Source organism: Pseudomonas gorinensis (assembly GCF_042015035.1).
GTDB classification, from domain to species: Bacteria; Pseudomonadota; Gammaproteobacteria; order Pseudomonadales; family Pseudomonadaceae; genus Aquipseudomonas; species Aquipseudomonas gorinensis.
On record NZ_CP167125.1, the window covers coordinates 4944112 to 4961391 of the forward strand.

A 17280-nucleotide genomic window follows, 5' to 3' on the forward strand; every position below is an offset into this window, starting at 1 on the left:
GCCAGGGCGCCCGTTGAGGTTTTCGACATCAAGGATGAAAGATGGCTATGAGTCTGCCGCGCAGTATCAACACCATGGAGAACCCGGTTTTTTACGCCGAATTGGGCGAGTTGATCGCAACCAGCGGCCACGCCGCATTCGCCGCCCATCTGTGGCAGCTGGTGGACCAGTGGGTACCGATCCACGGTGCCGAGCTCAATGAATGGACCCTCGACGAACAGCACGGCCGCGTGCTCAACATCCAGCGATTGGGCCGCGCCGGGCAGAGAAATGAGCTTTCGCCCGCCCACACCCTGCCCCCACTGAACGAGCATCCGCTGCTGCGGGACATGCTCGACATGCAGGACCCATTGCTGATCCAGATAAGGGCCCGCGCCGACCGCTCGCACCAGTGCAGCCTGGTGTCACGCCAGGGTGATCGACGCTATGTGATTTCGTTGTACCGTCCACCGGCCCAGCGCGGTTTTTCCCTGGCCGAGCTGTCGTTTCTCAAGTGCCTGTCAGACACCCTGTTACCGCTGATGGAGCGGCATGCACAATTGCTGCGCCAGGCTGCGCCCCCCGAGCGCGAACCGGCGCACACCCTGCTGGAACACTCGCAGTTGCAGCGCGAGTTCGACAAGCGCCTTTCCCTCAGCGATATCACCCTATCGGCCCGTGAGCAGCAGGTGTGTCTCGGCCTGTTGACCGGCGGCACCGTGCCGCAAATGGCAGAACAGCTCAGCGTGAAAAACAGCTCGGTCGAAACCTACCTCAAGCGCGCCGCCGCCAAGCTGGGCGTCAGTGGCCGGCACGGGTTGGCGAAATGGATGATCGGCGCCTGATGCGCAGGCCGATGCTTACCACAAGCGGCATGGCCTGAAGCCTTGCGCGCTGGCCTCGGGTGGCGGTCGCGGTCGCAGCCGCCCCCTCTCCCCCATCTACCGACGGCCCATCGCCAGGCTGAACGGTGAAAACTCCGCAAACCGCCACCTCAACGCCAACGCCGCCGGGCGGCGAATGACATGCTCCACGGTCACCGTCCACAACCGCTGTGCACCGTCGAACTCGTCGACTTCCGGGCCGCCGAGTATCAGCGAAGTGCGACCGGCCAGTTGCATCACATCACCTGATGCAAAATCGATGAACAACAGGCCCGCCACGGGGTTGGCCGCAAGGTTGCCCAAGGTATTGAAGAACAGATTGCCGGCAAAGTCGGGGATGGTCAGCACATTGCCTTCGACCCGCACGAACCCGGTGTTGCCGCCACGATGGGAAACGTCCACCGAGCGTTCGCCGTCCGCATCCACGTAGCTGGCAACGAAGAAGGTGTCGGCGTTGCGGATCATCACGCGGGCGGCATCATCCAGGTGGTTGGCGTGCTCGGCCATGCAACCGGGTTTACGCGCGATTGAATCGACGGGCCGCAGCTGGATGTACTTGGGGCAGTTGCCGAAGGTGTGCACCACGTTGACGGAGAAACCGTCGTGATCCAGAGCACCGATTCGCCCGTTCATGCGATTGCGTCGACGGGTATTGAGGTCGATGCCCAGCAAGCCCACAGCAGCATCGCTGTGCAAAGCGGCCCTGGCGGGGTCGCTTGCACTGGGCAGGCTATCGATCTGCAAGGTGTGGGGGTCGGGTGAATGGGCAAACCCCGGAGCGCCTTCGAGCATCGTCGCCCAGGGAATGCCGTGCTCATCCACCACACCGAGTATCAGGTACGGCAGCAAGGGATAGAAATCCCGATGCTGCTCCGGCAAATGATCGCGAATCACCTTCGGCCCGATCACGGCCATGCGTTCGGCGGCGCCGGCACTTGCCTGTATCTGCCGTTCACCGGCATGCCAGGGGGACTGTTCGTTCGGGTTCATGGCAATCACCTCAAGTTTGGACAGCCCCATGCTGCACCCCGGCGAGCACCGAGAGAATGCCCACCGCCGGCAATCCACTGTTACGCCAACTGAAATGCCGGGTGTTCGCGCAGGGCTGCCACGCAGTGGTCGACAAAGCTGCGCACGCGCATCGGCGCATTGCGGCCTTCGCGATACACCACGTGCACGGGCATGGCTGGCGGCTCATAGCCTGGCAAGACGCGAAGCAACTGCCCACTGAGCAGATGCTCATGCACGGGATAGCTCAAGCAACGCACCAGGCCCGCGCCCTGCACCGCGGCACTGATCGCCCCTTGTACCGTGGCACACCCCAGGCGCGCACGGGCCTTGAGCTGATAGCCCCGAAACGCCCAGGACACTTGATCGACGCTGGCGATCAGATGATGGCGCTTGAGGTCGGCGGGATGCGCTGGCGCACCGTGGGCTTGGAGGTAAGCGGGGCTGGCGCAGAGGATATGCCGCACGTGCCCGACTGGCCGTGCGATCAGCGCCGAACTGGGCAGTTCACCCACCAGGATCGCCACATCCAGCCCCTCTTCATGCAGGTTCGGGTAGTAGTCGTGGTAATGCGCCGACAGGTGTACATCGGGATAGCGGTCCATGTAGCTGCCCAACACCGGCGCCATCACGTGGCAACTGAACAGGAACGGCAAGAACACCCGCAAATTGCCCTGGGCCTGCACATGCAAGCCTTTGGCCGAGGCTTGCGCGGCCTCCACGGCGGCCAGCAGGCGCACGCAGTCGGCCATGTAGGCGCCGCCCACGTCGGTGAGGCTGGCACCCTGCGTACTGCGTTGCAGCAACGGCACGCGCAGGCGCGCCTCCAAACGGGCAATCGCACGCATCAGCGTCGGCCCGGACACCTGGGCGCTGCGCGCAGCCGCGGCCAGGCTCGGCTGCCCGGCCAACGCCACGAACAGTTGCATGTCGTGATAGCGCTCCATCAGCCGCGCCGCATCGGCGGGTTCAGGGCTGCATCCTGGCCGAGGCGATGGGCGAGGAAGTCCACGAAAGTCTGCACCTTGGCCGGCACCCGGTTGCTCTGCTGGAACACCACCTGGATCGGCAGTGGTGCCGGCTCGAACGCTTCCAGGACAATCTCCAATTCACCCGCCGCCACCGCCGCCGCGACCTGGTAAGACAGCACCCGGGTCAAGCCCCAGCCCAGCCGCGCCAGGTTGATCGCCGCGTTATTCGCCGTGACCACCAGGCGCGGCTCAATAGGCACCGTCAACGGCTGGCCAGCGTCGACAAACTGCCATTCACCCACCCGCTGGCTGGCGGACGAGGTCACCACCTTGGCCTCACGCAAGTGTTCGGGGCGTTGCGGCCGCCCCCACTGATCCAGATAACCAGGCGCGGCGCACACCACACGGCGCACTTCACCGACCTGGATCGCCTGTTGGCCAGGCTCGTGCAGATGGCCGATCCGCACGGCCACGTCGACGCCTTCGTCGGTCATGTTCACCACGCGGTCGACCAGCAAGGCATTGATGTTCACCAGGGGGAAGCGATCCAGGTAATCCCCCAGCACCGGCGCCACATACAGCTCGCCAAACAGCACCGGCGCGGTCACCGCCAGATGGCCGCAGGGGACGGAATAACTGCCCGCCGCCGCCTCCTCGGCTTCATTGAGTTCGGCGAGAATGCGCCGGCAATCTTCCAGGTAACGCTGGCCGGCTTCGGTCAAGTGCAGGCTGCGGGTGGTGCGCGCCAGCAGTTGCGTGCCGATGCGCTGTTCCATGGCGGCGATGGCCCGCGTCACACTGGGCGGCGAGGTCTTCAGGCGGCGCGCGGCGGCGGCAAAGCCCGCCTCCTCGGCCACCGCGAGGAACACCTGCATTTCATGAAATCGATCCATCCGCGCGCCTCGTGAGGGTTACTGTGATTGCAAACCCACCGCCGTACGCGGCATGCCCACAAAGCCTGGCAAAGCCTCGATGCTGGCGAGCCAGGCACGTACCTGAGGGTAGTCGGCCAACGATACATTGCCTTCCGGTGCATGAGCCACATAGGTGTAGAAAGCGATATCCGCGATGCTCGGCTGCTCGCCAGCCAGGAAGCGGCTTTGGCTCAGTTGCTGCTCCACCAACGCCAGCAAGGCATGGGAGCGGCTGATGGCGGTGACGGTATCGACATCGGCGCCAAACACCACCGCCAACCGCGCGCTCGCAGGCCCCGCATGCAATTGACCGGCAGCGGCCGAAAGCCAACGCTGTACGCGCGCCTGGCCCACGGGGTCGCTGGGCAGCCATTGACCGTCGCCATATCGGTTGGCCAGGTAGACCAGTATGGCGTTGGAATCGGCCAGTATCGTGCCGTTATCGTCAATCGCCGGCACCTGGCCGAAGCTGTTGAGGGTGGCCAGGAATTCGGGGGTTTTATGCGCGCCTTGCTTGAGGTCGACCAGGATGAATTCACTGGGCAGCCCCAACAGGGACAGCATCAACTCGACCCGATGGGAGTGGCCGGACAATGGGAAACCATAAAGTTTGATCGCAGGCTGGGACATGAAAGGCTCCAAAGGTAGGGGTTCGACGCCTCGCAGGGTCCTCCGCGGCCTCGATCAATGGAATGACCAGGATTGACAATCCAGCATTTCATCCAGTGAAACAATCACCCGCCGAAGTTTTTTCCCGTCGCTGCAACGTACGCCAACTCGGCGCGGGAGAGTCCTTCAGCGCTCTTCCAAGCGATCGCGCAAGAATCGATGGCTCTTGGAAAACAACCGCCGGTAGGTCAACAGCACCGCGCCGACCGTGCCCAACGCCGACGACGCCGCGATCAAGAACATAATCACGATCTGGTAGCGCACCGCATCCACCGGGCTCTCCCCCGCCAGCACCTGGCCGGTCATCATGCCGGGCAGGCTGACGATACCGACCACGGTCATCTGGTTCAGCGTCGGGATCATCCCGGCGCGCACTGCCTGGCGAATCGCTTCCTGCGCCGCTTCCCAGCGCGAACCGCCGAGGGCCAGGATCATCTCGATGGTGTTGCGGCCCGATGTGAGTTCCTGGGTCATGCGCTCGATGCCCAGGGACACACCCGTCAGGGTATTGCCGAGGATCATGCCGAGGATCGGGATCGCGTACTGCGGCTCGTACCAGGGGTGGATGCGAATCACCGCAAACAAACCCACCGCCGTCACCAGCCACGAACTGCCCCATACCGACACGATGCTGTCGACCCGTTGCCCACGGTAAGTGCGCCGCCCGCGCCCGGCAGCCGACAGCCCGGCGATCAGCGTCATCGCGCACATCAGTGGCAGCACCACGTACCAGTAGGCGAATTCGAACACCCAGCCCAGCAGGTAACCGATCGCCAGCAGTTGCACCACGGTGCGCACGGCGGCCCACAGCAACTGGCGCTCCAGGCCCAGGCGCAACGCCAGCGACAACGCGCCGTTGATCAGGATCAGCGAAGCGGCAATGGCCATGTCCAGTGCCGTGAGATTTTGATAATTCATGGCTGGGCGGCTCCACTCAATACCCCGGCACTCATGTGCAGGTGGATATCGCTCATGCGCCGGGCCTGGTCGAGGTCATGGGACACCCAGATATAGGCACGCGCGTTGTCAGCGGCGAACCAGGCATCGATCAACGCTTCCACCTCACGGGATGACGCGGGGTCGAGGGCAGCGGTGGGTTCGTCCAGCAACAGCACCTCGGGGTTGAGCTGCAACGTGCGGATCAACGACATCACCTGGGCCTCCCCGCCCGATAGGTCACCGGCATTCTTCGCCAGGAAGTCGGGCGACTTGCCGGCGTGGCCCAGCAGCGCGATGACAGCCGCCGGCTCGAAATGGCGTTGACGCAGGGTCTTGAGGCTGAAGGGAAACCGCAGGTTGTCTTCCACCGTACCGTCGATCAGCGCCGGGCGTTGGGACAGGTAGCTGATATGGCTGCGGTAGTGGGGAATCTGGGCGTTGCTGATCGGCTGGCCGTTCCACAGGACCTGCCCCGAAGAGGGGGCATCGAGCAACGCCAAGGCCCGCAGGAACACGCTTTTACCGGAACCGGACGTGCCGGTGATCGACACGCGGTCGGCGCGTTTCAAGGAGAAATCCGTCGGTTGGAGCAAGGGCACCTGGCGGCGCTCGTCCATGCGCGTCAGGGCGCGGGTTTCGATCAGTGCGCTCATGAACGCGGTGTTCCTCGGCTGTCGGTCGGACGCAATGGTGAAGCAGACGAGCAGGCTTTTCATAGCAAAAAATCAAACGATGGCGCCCCGTCCCATAGCGGTGCCTTGCAATCGACACCTGCCCTGCCTATATTTGCCGCCTGGCGCTCTCTACGCCACCTTCCGCGGAAAGGGCTGCGCCCAAGACAGTGAAGCACCCCCTCATTTCTACGACTCCCAACCTTAAAGCGGAAAAGGTTTGTGCAAGGAGCTCGTATGTCACAACGCCCCCTGACCTCCACCACCGATGGCCGTATCAACCTTGAGCAACAGCGCAAGCGCGCCAAGGAACTGCTACCGCGCCTGAAAGCCGAAAACCCCGGCGCCACGTTGTCCCAGGCCCAATGGCAGGTCGCCAGACAACTGGGTTTCAGCAGTTGGCCCAAGCTCAAGGCCCACGTCGACGCCCTCGATTTCGCCGCCCGCCATCCCGACTTCGACGCCAGCGATGAAGCCCGCACCACCCATTGGCGCTGCGGTAGTGACATTGCCCACAGCCTGCACCTGGCCGGGTTCAAGGGCCAGTTCCAGATGCTCACCGACCCGTTGTGCATGGGCCCGGTTCGCGACCTGCCCCGCGACGCATTCCGCGCGATGCGCAGTGCGTTCATCAGCCAGGCATTCACCTTGGACCTGGCCGATGTCACGCGTCGCGTCAATGATGAGTACAACCAGCTTGAAACCCTGGCCGACGCCGAGCACAGCGTGCTCTGGTGCGAGGCGGATGCCTATGACCAGTTGTTCCTGATCCACGCCTTGGCCAGCCTTGAACGTGTACCCCGTAAGCTGGAGCTGATCGAGGTCGACCGCATCCCCGGCGTCGAACGCTTTATCGGCATAGGCCAACTGGCCCCCGATGTCCTCGCCTGGCTCTGGCCGCAACGGCGGTTGATCGATGAGGCTGCGCTGCAACTGGCCCGTGAGGCTTGGGCAGCCTACTGCGACAGCGCCCCACTCAAGTTGGCCGCCCTGGCCCAGCGCCCGCATCCCGCCCTGCCCTTGCTGGCACCCGCCTTGCGGCGACAACTGCAGGAATTGCCAGGCGCGCGGGATGGGCTGTCGCTGACCGAACGCCTGTCCCTGGCGTACCTCGCCGAAGCCGGCCCGGTGACGTTCGGGCGCGTGTTTGCCGAATTGATGGCCAAGCGCGAACCGCTGCCGTTCCTGGGAGACATGATGTTTCACGCGCTGTTGCGGCCGTTGATCGATGGTGAGCAGCCGTTGCTGACAGAAACCGAGCCCCACCTCGAATGGCCTCGGCGGGTGCTGGCGCTGACGACACTGGGGCATCAAGTACTGAACGGCGACGCTTACTGGCTGGACCACGCCAGCCATGAACGGTGGGTCGGCGGTGTGAGCCTGAAGCCCGGCCAATGCCATTGGACCCTTGATAAACATCTGTCGCCCGTATGGCGGCCTTGACTCACCTGAGAGTGACCTGATTGTCACCTGCCTGCTGCCGACCGCCTTGATGGGATACCAGTAGCCCCCAGCGCCGGCGCCTGCAACCGGTACAGCGCGCCGTATGGGGATGATGGGGAGTTGCCGTTTGAACAAAAGCGGCAAGTCAAGCAACGAGCCTTGTTGTTGCGGTAATAGTGATTGATTGGCCGTGGCTCAGGCTTTCACGTTCTGCCGGATATTCCAGCCAAACTTCACCGCCCCACCGTCCTTGGTACCGTCGGCTTTCTGCGGCTGGTAACTGACCTCGACGGTGGCGAAGTTCAAGGCGATGTTGTCGTAGAGCACATCATCCTGACTGTGCGCACCGGTGCCGTAGGACACCACCATCACTTCCTTCAAGGTGATCACCAGGTACTCCACCGGGCTGGCTCCGCCCGCCTTGCGCACCACCAATTTGGCTTCGGGGTAATGCTTGCCACTGGCGCAGGCCATCATCAGGTTGGGGCTGGATTTATCCAGCGGTTTTTTCAGGTTCAGGTTGGCGATATTGACCTTGCCCGCACCACCTCCAGTGCCCGAGTGCATCGACCCTGTCTGCGACACCCCCCAGGCCCATTACCTCCTATTTACCCTTGCCTTACTAAGCCTGCTGATCGGGCTTCTATGCCTGAACAGCAAACGCCAACGACAAATGCGCCGAGAGATGTTGGAAATCAGACATAAACGCAACGGCGTTATCGCGCCCCTGAAACAACAGGGCGGCTGGAAGTGGTGATGACCCTCAGGCCGCCTAGCTCCTTGCCGCCGTATGCCGATTCACCGGCACCGGCAACCCCAGGTGCCCACGCAGCGTGCTGTGGCTGTACTCACGACGAAACAACCCACGCTCACGCAGCAGCGGCAGCACCTGGTCGGTAAACCGCGCAAAGTCATCCGGCGCCCCTACATGGATGTTGAAGCCATCCACCGCCCCGTCCACAAACCAACGCTCGATCTCATCTGCCACGGTCTTGGGCGAGCCGACGAAGCTGGAGAACGGCTTGGCAAAGCGCAACGCCGCCTCACGCAGAGTCAGGCCCTGTTCGCGGGCGACTTGCTTGATGTTTTCGGCATGCCCGCGATAGCCATTGCTGCCCAGGTCGCCCAGGTCGGGGAAGGGTTCGTCCAACGGGTACTGGCTGAAGTCGTGGTAGTTGAACGGCCGCCCCAACTGCACCAGTGCCTTGTTCAAATCCAGCTCGCCATTGCGTTCGCGGTCGATGGCCTGGGCCTGCTCATCGGTGTCGGCAATGATCGGCGAAATACCCGGCAGGATGGTCACGTGATCGGGGTTGCGCCCGGCAGCGGCGGTACGTTGTTTGATATCGCTGTAATAGGCCTGGGCGTCCTCGAAATTACCCACCCCAGCAAAAATGCCCTCGGCATAGTTGGCCGCCAAGCTGCGTCCGGATTCGGAAATGCCCGCCTGGAAAATCACCGGTTGGCCTTGGACTGAGCGCGCGATATTCAGCGGCCCGGTCACCGAGAAGAACTCGCCGTGATGGTCGAGGCGGTGCTGGCGCTGCGGGTCGAGGAACACCTTGCTCGCCTTGTCGCGCACAAAGGCGTCGTCCTCGTAGGAATCCCAAAGGCCTTGCACTACCTCCAGGTGCTCGGCTGCCCGACGATAGCGCTCGGTATGGTCGATATGCTGCTCACGGCCGAAGTTACCGGCCGCGCCTTCCAGGCCGGTGGTGACCACATTCCAGCCGGCGCGGCCGCCACTGATCAGGTCCAGGGAGGCGAACTGGCGGGCGACGTTGAAAGGTTCGGTATAGGACGTGGTCAAGGTGGCGACCAGGCCGATCTTCGACGTCGCGCCGGCAATGGCCGAGAGCAGGGTCAGCGGCTCCAGGCGGTTGAGGAAGTGCGGTGCCGAATCGGGGGTGATGTAGGGGCTGTCGACGATGAACACCAGGTCGAACTTGGCCGCTTCCGCCTGCTGTGCCTGGGCACGGTACCAGTCGATATCGACACTGGCATTGCCAGGGATTTGCGGGTGCAGCCATTCGTTTTGCGCGGTGCCGACGCCGGTGAGGATGGCGCCGAATTTGAGTTGCCGGGGTGCTGTAGACATCGGGATTCTCCAAGGTGGACATAAGGATCATCTGGCTGAACCGGATAAAAGGTGGGAGCAAGCCCCCTCCCACCGTCTTTCCCGCTCGAATCAGGCTGTTCTGGCAGCGATGGCTTCGACTTCGACCAGCGCTCCGGGCAAGGGCAGCGCGACGACTTGCAACGCGGTGCGTGCAGGTTTATTCGGCTGTTCAGGGGTACCGAAGAACTGCGTGTACCCACGCTGCAACCCGGCGAAATCCAGCTTGCCGCCGGTTTCTGCGGCGCCCACCAGGAACACGCGCAGTTGCACGATATCGCCCAGGTCCAGGTCTTGCTGGCGCAGGATCTTGCGTAGTTTGTCGAACACCGACACGGTCTGTACTTCGGTACTGCCATAGGCCGCTGGCGTGCCGGCCGGGGCGTTCGGATCAGCCAGGTCCGGCAAGGTGCCGCTGACGAAAACCAGGCTGGCGGACGCGGGTACGGTGACGGTCTGCGAGATCGGGAAATCGCCGACGCTGGTGCGTTGAATGCTGTCGCTCATGGTGGGGTTCCTCAGGAGGCGGCCACTGCCGCAAGGTGGGTTTGTCGGGTAACGCGCTCAGCCAGTTGCGCCACCACATGCCGCGCCGAGTTGGCCGCCGATTCCTGCCAGATGCCCACGCCGCTTTGCACCAGGCCGTCGCCGGCGAAGTACACGCGGCCGTGGCCTGCTTCGAGCAAGGCGCTGGCAGCGGCCGGGAAGTGCTCACGCTGCAGCCACGGGCCTTCGCTGAAAGGGATCTGTTCCCAGGACACCGCCAGTGGGTGGCGCAGGTACCTGGAATACCCAGGATGCAACAACTCCACAGCCTCCTTGGAGGTGGCGTACTGCTGGTCGAACGGTTGCGCGCCAAACACATCGGCGCCCTCCCCGGTCACATAGCCCGCCACCAACAAGCCCTCACGGGTGTTGAGGTCGTTGCTGGGGTACCAGAGCAGGCGCGCCGGGTGTTCGATCCAGGACAGGCCGCCGTAGGTGCGGTAGTCGGTTTCCCAGAAGCGCGGCGATTGCCACGCCACTTTCGTCGCCTGGTCGCTGCGGGTGCTGAGCAGCGCGGCTTTGATCGGGTCGCTGAAGTCGGTGTCGAGCCTGGCCACCAGCGGCAGCGGTAGCGTCGAGACCAGGTAATCGGCGCGCACCACCTGTTCGCGGCCGCTGCGCTGGTCGTGATAGGTGACCGCGACACCGTCGTCCAACTGGCGGATCTGGCGGACCTGGGCGCCCAACTGCACGTGATCGCTGACGCGCTGGTAGAAGGCATCGGTGATGCGGTCCATGCCGCCCACCGGCTGGAACATGGTCGCCGAGAACTCCGGGAACTCGGTGTGCAGCAAGGCGCCCCACAGCTCGGGGTGCAGCAGTTGGTCCAGCGCCAACGGGCGGCGGCTGGCAGGCAAGGCGCCAGGGTGGGCGGGGGATTCCAGGTGCCCCGAACGGATCGTGCCCTCAAAGGCCAGCTCCTGGGACAGGTCGCCATACACCTGCAGGAATGCCAGCAAGCGCGTGCGTTCCTCGGCGCTCAGCACATCGTCAAGCGCATCGCGCTGCACCGCTTTGGCCAGCAACCCGGACAAGTGCCCGCGCGCATCGTTGATCGCCTGGCCAACCGTAAACGCCGGCTGGTTCACATCCGGCCGTACCTGGGCGCCATGGCTGCTGTTGACCAGTACTTCCAGCGGCACCCCCAGCTCACTGCAATAGTCGAGGATCGTGCGGTGCTGGCTGGGAATCCGTGCAGGCCCGGCGTTGAAGTAATGCCCCGGCTCGAACGCGGCGGTTTGCGTACGGCCATCCTTGTAGTCCACACGGTCGCCATGGCGCAGGGTCCAAGTGCGCCCGCCTACGCGGTCGCGGGCTTCCAGCACCTGCACGGCGAAGCCGGCGCGGGTCAGTTCCAAGGCGGTGACCAGCCCGGCAATCCCAGCACCGAGCACCAGCACGCGGGTGCCCTGCCCCAGGCCGTCCTTGAGTTTCAGCGGTTGCGGCCGGCGGTGCGACGACGGCCCCAGGCCCAATACCGCCAGTGCATCCTTCACGGCCTTTTCGCCGCCTACCGCAGCGATGCTGGATAAGGCTTCACGTCGTGTCAGTCCCATGGTCGATACTCCTTAATCCGGCAAGCCCGGTGGGTTGATCAGCGACTTGTCGACCCGCTCCACGTCCAGGCCCCAGCGTTGCAGCACCTGTTCGTATTGGCCGCCGGCAATCGCGCCTTCCAGGGCCGTGTGGATTGGCTTGACCAGGCCGTTGTCCTTGCGGGTGGTCACGGCAATGTCCGCCTGCAACGGCCAGCCACCGTTCACCGTGCCGACGCGCTTGATGCCGCCGGTGATCGCCGCCGAATAGGCGTACACCGAGTTAGGCCCGAACAACGCATCGCTGCGCCCGGATTGCACCGCCAGTTGCGCGGCGGCCTGGTCGTCGAAGTACTGCAACAGCGCGGGCTTGAGGCCAGCCTTTTCATTGGCCTCGTTCCAGGCCAGCAGGACCTTTTCCTGGTTGGTGCCGGAACCCACGATGATCTTCAGCCCGGCGATATCGGCCGCCTGTTTGATCTCGCTGATCTTGCTGGTGCTCTTCACATAAAACCCGAGCACATCCTGGCGATACGTGGCGAAGTCAAAGCGCTTCTTGCGCGCCTCGGTCACGGTGACGTTGCTGATCACCGCGTCGTACTTGCCCGAGCTGACGCCCAGGGGCCAGTCTTCCCAACTGGTCTGCACCACATTGAGTTGCAGGCCGAGGCTGTCGGCCACCAGTTGCGCGGTGTCGGCTTCGCTGCCGATGGTGGTCTTGTCATCGCTGGCCAACAGCGCCAGGGGCGGCCCGGCCACGCCGGACACGGCCACGGTGAACTTGCCCGGCTGGGCGAACTTGAAGCCCGGCGGGATCTGCGCGATGGCCGCTTCATTGCGCGGCGCATGGATGCGCGGGCGGTCGGGGCTGAGGTCGACCTGTTGCACGGCAAATGCGTGTTGCGCGGTGCTGACGGCCAGCGCCAGCAGGGCCACGCGGGCAGTATTGATAAACATGGGCAGTCACTCCGTGAACTAAAGCACCTTGCCGAGAAAGGCCGCGGTGCGGGGATGTCGGGGTTGGCGGAAAATCTGTTCGGGCGGGCCCTCTTCGATCAACTCGCCGTCGCAGAGGAACACCACGTGGTCGGCCACTTCGCGGGCAAAGCCGATTTCGTGGGTGACGATCACCAGGGTCACGCCCAATCGGGTGAGGCCCTTGATCACGTCGAGTACTTCGCCCACCAGTTCCGGGTCGAGGGCCGAGGTGGGCTCATCGAACAGCAGCACCTTGGGGTCCAGCGCCAGCGCACGGGCAATCGCCACGCGCTGTTGCTGGCCGCCGGAAAGCTGGCGGGGGTAGGCATCGACCTTGTCCGCCAGGCCGACCTTGGCCAGCAGCGCCGTGGCCTTGGCCTGGGCGTCGGCCTTGCTCCAGCGCTTGTGCGCCAGCGGCGCCTCGGCGACGTTCTCCCAGGCGGTCAAGTGCGGGAACAGGTTGAAGTTCTGGAACACGAAACCCACGTCGATGCGGCGCTTGAGAATCTCGCGTTCCTTGAGTTCGTAAAGCAGGTCGCCCTTGCGTCGATAGCCGACGTATTCACCGTCGATGGTGATGTGCCCGCTGTCGATCTTTTCCAGGTGGTTGATGGTGCGCAGCAAGGTCGATTTACCCGAGCCGGACGGCCCGAGAATCACCGTGACCTTGCCTGGATCGATGGTCAGGTCGATGTCTTTCAACACCTGTTGATTGCCAAAGCGCTTGCCCACGCCCTGGATCTGGATACGGCCGGCGCGGGCGTCACTCATGGGATTTCTCCTTGAGCCAGCGACGGATGCGCTGCAGCGGGGTCGGCGGCAGTACACGCGCAGTGCCACGGGCGAAATACCGCTCGACGTAGTACTGCGCGCTGGTGAGCACGGTGGTGATGATCAGGTACCAGACGGTGGCGACGATCAGCAGCGGGATCACCGCCTGGGTGCGGTTGTAGATGACCTGCACGGTGTAGAACAGCTCCGGCAAAGCCAGCACGTAGACGATGGACGTGCCTTTGACCAGGCCGATGATTTCGTTGAACCCCGACGGCAGGATCGAACGCAGCGCCTGGGGCAGGATGATCCGGAAGATACGCCGCGACGCAGGCAAACCGAGGGCCGCTGCCGCTTCATGCTGGCCGGCATCTACACCGATCAGGCCACCGCGGATGATCTCCGCCGCGTACGCCGCCTGCATCAGGCTCAAGCCCAGCACGGCCACGGTGAATTGGCTGAGTACGTCGACCGTCGACCACTCGGCGAACACCACGCCGGTGAACGGTACGCCGAGCACGATGTGGTCGTACAGGTAGGCGAAGTTGTAGAGGATGATCAACACCAGCAGCGCCGGCATCGAGCGAAAAAACCAGATATAGCCCCAGGCCAGGGCCGCCAGCAGTGGCGAGCCCGAGAGCCGTGCCAACGCCAGCGCGGTGCCGAGGATGACGCTGAACAGCGTGCTCAGCAGCGTCAGCAACAGCGTCTGGCCAAGGCCGCGCAGCACCGACGGCGAGAAGAACCACTGGCCGAACACGCCCCACTCCCAGCGCGGGTTGGTGGCCAGGGAATGCACGATGGCGAGCAGCACCAGCGCGGCAAAGATCGACCCGGCCCAGCGCCAGGGATGGCGCGCGGGCACCACCTGCAGGGCTTTGATCGGTGTGGACACACGGGCCTGGCGCACCGTGCTGGGCGAGTCAATCAGGTCATAGGATTTGGCGACGATGGGCATGTGTGACTCCTCGGCCTTAGAAGGCATAGGTCAAGCGGGTGTAGTAATACCCGCCGGTAAAACCGTAGGGCGAATAGGTGCCGTAGCTGGCAAGCATGGTGCTGCTGGGCACGCCTTGTTTCTTCGGATAGAGGTCGAACAGGTTCTTGGCGCCGACGGCGATGTTCAGGTCCTTGGTGAGGTGGTAACCAAGGTCCAGGTCAGTGATCCACTTGGCGCTGTAGACGCGGTCCAGGTCGCGGTTGGCCGATGAGTTGACTTCCTTGTAGGTGCCGTAGCGGGTCAGGGCCAGGTTGAGGTTGAAGCGATCGATGCTCCAGTCGCCGCCGAGGATCAACTTGGTGTTGGGCTGTACCCCAGTGATCAGGTTGCGCGCCTGGCGATCCATCAGCTCATAGGAGGTGCCCAGGATGTTGGTGGACTCCTTGTAGTTGAGGATCTTGGTCTGGTTCCAGTTGAACGCCGCCGTCCACTTCAGCGAGCCGTATGGGCCAAGGTCCTGGTTGTAGCTGCTGACCAGGTCCAGGCCCTTGGTGCGGGTATCGGCGCCGTTGATGAAGTACTGGCCGCCGGAGGTGGAGTTGATGCCGTTGTTCTGCAATACCTGGGTGACTTCCGGGCCGAGCAAGGTGCCGGTGAGGGTGATGCGATCGCGCAGGTTGATCACGTAGGCGTCGGCGGTGAAGCTCAGGCGATCGGTGGGGGTCAGGGTAAAGCCGAGGCTGAAGTTGGTGGAGCGCTCGGGCTTCAAGTCCTCTGCGCCCAGGGCCTTGGCGGCGGCCGAACCGACTGGCAGGACACCGTAGTTGATCGACTGGTACACGCCGTCGACCACGCCATAGGTGGTCGAGCGCGCACTGAACAAGCTGTTGGCCAGGGACGGTGCGCGAAAGCCATTGCTGACCGTGGCGCGCACGGCAAATTGTGGGGTGAAGTCATAACGCGTGGTCAACTTGCCGCTGCGGGTGGCGCCCACGCCTTCGTTGTAATGCTCGTAGCGAAAGGCGGTGCCGATATACCAGTCGGGCAGCGGGTTGAAGCCCACGTCAACGTAACTGGCCAGGCTGTTGCGCGAGGCGCTGCTTTCTTCGTCCGGTGAAATGCCGTTGGTGACCTGGGCCCCGGACGAGGCGCAGTTGCCCGGCGCCACGCAGTAGCCGCCATTGGCGTAGGACGCGTAGTCTCCGGCCTGCACCTCATAGGTGTCACGTCGATGCTCAAAGCCATAGGACAGGTCCAGCGGCTTTTGCAGGCCGATATCGAAGCCGCGCTTGAAGTCGAGGTTGGTGGTCAGCTCGGTGGAAATCCACGTGCCGGAGGTGAAGCTGTTCGGCGTGGCCTCGCCTAAGGAGGGGTTCTGGTTATGGGTGGTGCCCTGCTCCGCCTCGTTGCGCCCATAGGTGGTGGACAAATCCCAGTCCCACGCGCCCACGCTACCTTTGCCGCCGAATGCGGCCTGGAAGTCGTCCTCGTCGATGTACCAGGTCGGCGTGTAGCCGGACGGGTAGCCATTGGGTCCGGTGGTGATGGTGTTGGTGATGGTCGGCAGGCGGAAGTTCTGGCCCTGCTCGGCCTTGCGCCGCGAATAGGTCGTGAAGGAGTACAGGCTCAAGCGGTCATCGATCGGCAGCTCGGCGTTGTAGCCCAGGGTCAGCAGGTTGGTCTTGGGCGTGCCGTAGCCGCCGTAGGTCGACTTGCCGGCCAGGCCATAGGCTTGCTCATAGGTGTAGCCGTTGGCGCTGGCCTTGTTGTCATCATTCTGGCTGCGCGCGTCCAGGGCCAGTTGCACGATGCCGCCGTTGCCAATTTCAAACCCCTTGTTGAGGCTTTGCTGCACGGTCTGTTTCTTGCCGTCGTAACCCAGGCCGGCGTTGGTCACCGAGGTGCCGCTGGTATCAGCCTTGAGGATCACGTTGATCACCCCGGCGATTGCATCGGAGCCGTACTGGGCGGCGGCGCCATCGCGCAGCACTTCCACATGGTCGATGGCGCTGATGGGAATCAGGTCCAGGTCTGCCGGCGCGGCGCCGGTGTTGATCCCGTTGATGTTCAGGGTCGCGCTGGTGTGGCGGCGCTTGCCGTTGACCAGCACCAGCACCTCGGCGGCGCTCAGGCCACGCAGGTTCGGGGCACGGGCCATGCCGCTGGCGTCCCAGCCGGTTTTTTCCGGCAGGGTCAGCGACGGGATCACCGCGCTCAGCGCTTCCATCAAGCCGGGCTTGCCGGTGTTCTGCAATTGCTTGGCGCTGACCACATCGATCGGCACCGGGCTGCTGGTGACCGTGCGCTGCTCGGCGCCACGGTTACCGGTGACCACCACGGTGGACAGGGTGCTGTCGTCCTGGGCCTGTGCCGCTGCGGCCAGCACGGCCAGCGCCAGTAAGACGGTCGGTTGTAAGACTTGCTTCATAGCCACTCCAGACATTCCAAATCGCGAAGTCGGGCAGTCACGCGGGCGGGCGCGGTGCTCGTTTTTTCAGGGGTATTGCGGCGATTGGTGACTAGGTGTGGGGCAGTCGAGGGGGTTGAATCGGCAACATACGTTGAGCTCCCTTCCAACGATTCTGCCGCGGGGCTATCACCCGGTTATGGCGCGCAGAATCTGAATCACGCTGGGTACCATCCGAGGTCAGGGGTAGGCTGTTGCGATCAAACATAACGGAATGGGTTTTGAAAATATAATGCTGTTTTGGTATAAGCTAATATTCTCTAATTTTATTATTTTTTAGTTTTTTTATTCATATAAATAATGTCTTTTTGAGGTTGGTCTTTATCTCAGGCCCAGATCTATCTGATATCGGGATATCAAACTGTGGGAGGGGGCTCGCGTACATCGCCTCCTGTAGGAGCGAGCTTGCTCGCGAAAAACGTCAACGATAACGCGTGCCTCCTGAATGA

At 63.4% G+C, this 17280-nt stretch carries 15 protein-coding genes and 1 pseudogene; 2 read left to right on the forward strand and 14 right to left on the reverse strand.

Annotated features, from left to right (window positions below):
- Positions 1-47: 47 nt before the first annotated feature.
- The gene (locus AB7933_RS22340; protein ID WP_024076388.1) at positions 48-824 is read left to right on the forward strand and encodes a helix-turn-helix transcriptional regulator; all 777 of its coding nucleotides are present in this window, start codon (positions 48-50) and stop codon (positions 822-824) included.
- 96 nt (positions 825-920) lie between these two features.
- On the opposite strand, the gene AB7933_RS22345 is transcribed toward AB7933_RS22340, so the two are convergent.
- The 6 genes from AB7933_RS22345 to AB7933_RS22370 form a co-directional block, all read right to left on the reverse strand.
- Positions 921-1853, reverse strand: a complete 933-nt coding sequence (locus tag AB7933_RS22345) for a pyridoxamine 5'-phosphate oxidase family protein (RefSeq protein ID WP_041161260.1) — start codon at positions 1851-1853, stop codon at positions 921-923.
- Positions 1854-1933: 80 nt separating this feature from the next.
- Positions 1934-2818, reverse strand: a complete 885-nt coding sequence (locus AB7933_RS22350) for a LysR family transcriptional regulator (RefSeq protein WP_024076390.1) — start codon at positions 2816-2818, stop codon at positions 1934-1936.
- Positions 2818-3735: a LysR family transcriptional regulator gene (locus AB7933_RS22355; RefSeq protein ID WP_024076391.1), complete on the reverse strand. Its 918-nt coding sequence runs from the start codon at positions 3733-3735 to the stop codon at positions 2818-2820. Before AB7933_RS22355 ends, AB7933_RS22350 begins: the two co-directional genes overlap by 1 nt.
- A gap of 18 nt (positions 3736-3753) precedes the next feature.
- A complete protein-coding gene (locus AB7933_RS22360; RefSeq protein WP_024076392.1) occupies positions 3754-4386 on the reverse strand; it encodes a glutathione S-transferase family protein in 633 nt (210 codons plus the stop codon).
- 165 nt (positions 4387-4551) lie between these two features.
- Positions 4552-5343, reverse strand: a complete 792-nt coding sequence (locus tag AB7933_RS22365; RefSeq protein ID WP_024076393.1) for an ABC transporter permease — start codon at positions 5341-5343, stop codon at positions 4552-4554.
- Entirely contained in the window at positions 5340-6017 is a 678-nt protein-coding gene (locus AB7933_RS22370) for an ABC transporter ATP-binding protein (protein WP_041161261.1), read from the reverse strand. Before AB7933_RS22370 ends, AB7933_RS22365 begins: the two co-directional genes overlap by 4 nt.
- Positions 6018-6272: 255 nt before the next feature.
- On the opposite strand from AB7933_RS22370, the gene AB7933_RS22375 reads away from it, so the two are divergent.
- On the forward strand, positions 6273-7478 hold the full coding sequence (locus tag AB7933_RS22375) for a DUF1835 domain-containing protein (RefSeq protein WP_024076395.1): 1206 nt from the start codon (positions 6273-6275) through the stop codon (positions 7476-7478).
- Positions 7479-7673: 195 nt separating this feature from the next.
- Here the strand turns inward: AB7933_RS22375 and AB7933_RS22380 are convergent.
- The 8 genes and pseudogenes from AB7933_RS22380 to AB7933_RS22415 form a co-directional block, all read right to left on the reverse strand.
- Positions 7674-8075 (reverse strand): annotated as a pseudogene (locus AB7933_RS22380) (Hcp family type VI secretion system effector); the annotation flags it as partial.
- Between the two features lie 175 nt (positions 8076-8250).
- Positions 8251-9576, reverse strand: a complete 1326-nt coding sequence (locus AB7933_RS22385; RefSeq protein ID WP_024076397.1) for an LLM class flavin-dependent oxidoreductase — start codon at positions 9574-9576, stop codon at positions 8251-8253.
- A 90-nt stretch (positions 9577-9666) separates the two neighbouring features.
- Positions 9667-10101, reverse strand: coding sequence for a RidA family protein (locus AB7933_RS22390; protein WP_024076398.1), 435 nt, complete (start codon positions 10099-10101; stop codon positions 9667-9669).
- A gap of 11 nt (positions 10102-10112) precedes the next feature.
- A complete protein-coding gene (locus tag AB7933_RS22395; RefSeq protein ID WP_024076399.1) occupies positions 10113-11696 on the reverse strand; it encodes a flavin monoamine oxidase family protein in 1584 nt (527 codons plus the stop codon).
- 12 nt (positions 11697-11708) lie between these two features.
- The gene (locus tag AB7933_RS22400; RefSeq protein WP_024076400.1) at positions 11709-12632 is read right to left on the reverse strand and encodes an ABC transporter substrate-binding protein; all 924 of its coding nucleotides are present in this window, start codon (positions 12630-12632) and stop codon (positions 11709-11711) included.
- Positions 12633-12650: 18 nt separating this feature from the next.
- A complete protein-coding gene (locus AB7933_RS22405) occupies positions 12651-13424 on the reverse strand; it encodes an amino acid ABC transporter ATP-binding protein (RefSeq protein ID WP_024076401.1) in 774 nt (257 codons plus the stop codon).
- Entirely contained in the window at positions 13417-14382 is a 966-nt protein-coding gene (locus AB7933_RS22410; RefSeq protein WP_024076402.1) for an amino acid ABC transporter permease, read from the reverse strand. The genes AB7933_RS22405 and AB7933_RS22410 overlap by 8 nt, the downstream gene beginning before the upstream one ends.
- Before the next feature lie 16 nt (positions 14383-14398).
- Complete coding sequence (locus AB7933_RS22415) at positions 14399-16792, reverse strand: TonB-dependent receptor plug domain-containing protein (protein WP_041160972.1); 2394 nt, start codon at positions 16790-16792, stop codon at positions 14399-14401.
- Between the last annotated feature and the right edge of the window lie 488 nt (positions 16793-17280).

Coding starts and splice junctions, on each gene's coding strand:
- AB7933_RS22365 (WP_024076393.1), bottom strand. CDS start 5,343: ATGAATTATCAAAATCTCACGGCACTGGACATGGCCATTGCCGCTTCG.
- AB7933_RS22410 (WP_024076402.1), bottom strand. CDS start 14,382: ATGCCCATCGTCGCCAAATCCTATGACCTGATTGACTCGCCCAGCACG.
- AB7933_RS22360 (WP_024076392.1), bottom strand. CDS start 4,386: ATGTCCCAGCCTGCGATCAAACTTTATGGTTTCCCATTGTCCGGCCAC.
- AB7933_RS22390 (WP_024076398.1), bottom strand. CDS start 10,101: ATGAGCGACAGCATTCAACGCACCAGCGTCGGCGATTTCCCGATCTCG.
- AB7933_RS22400 (WP_024076400.1), bottom strand. CDS start 12,632: ATGTTTATCAATACTGCCCGCGTGGCCCTGCTGGCGCTGGCCGTCAGC.
- AB7933_RS22350 (WP_024076390.1), bottom strand. CDS start 2,818: ATGGAGCGCTATCACGACATGCAACTGTTCGTGGCGTTGGCCGGGCAG.
- AB7933_RS22395 (WP_024076399.1), bottom strand. CDS start 11,696: ATGGGACTGACACGACGTGAAGCCTTATCCAGCATCGCTGCGGTAGGC.
- AB7933_RS22405 (WP_024076401.1), bottom strand. CDS start 13,424: ATGAGTGACGCCCGCGCCGGCCGTATCCAGATCCAGGGCGTGGGCAAG.
- AB7933_RS22345 (WP_041161260.1), bottom strand. CDS start 1,853: ATGAACCCGAACGAACAGTCCCCCTGGCATGCCGGTGAACGGCAGATA.
- AB7933_RS22340 (WP_024076388.1), top strand. CDS start 48: ATGAGTCTGCCGCGCAGTATCAACACCATGGAGAACCCGGTTTTTTAC.
- AB7933_RS22370 (WP_041161261.1), bottom strand. CDS start 6,017: ATGAGCGCACTGATCGAAACCCGCGCCCTGACGCGCATGGACGAGCGC.
- AB7933_RS22385 (WP_024076397.1), bottom strand. CDS start 9,576: ATGTCTACAGCACCCCGGCAACTCAAATTCGGCGCCATCCTCACCGGC.
- AB7933_RS22375 (WP_024076395.1), top strand. CDS start 6,273: ATGTCACAACGCCCCCTGACCTCCACCACCGATGGCCGTATCAACCTT.
- AB7933_RS22355 (WP_024076391.1), bottom strand. CDS start 3,735: ATGGATCGATTTCATGAAATGCAGGTGTTCCTCGCGGTGGCCGAGGAG.
- AB7933_RS22415 (WP_041160972.1), bottom strand. CDS start 16,792: ATGAAGCAAGTCTTACAACCGACCGTCTTACTGGCGCTGGCCGTGCTG.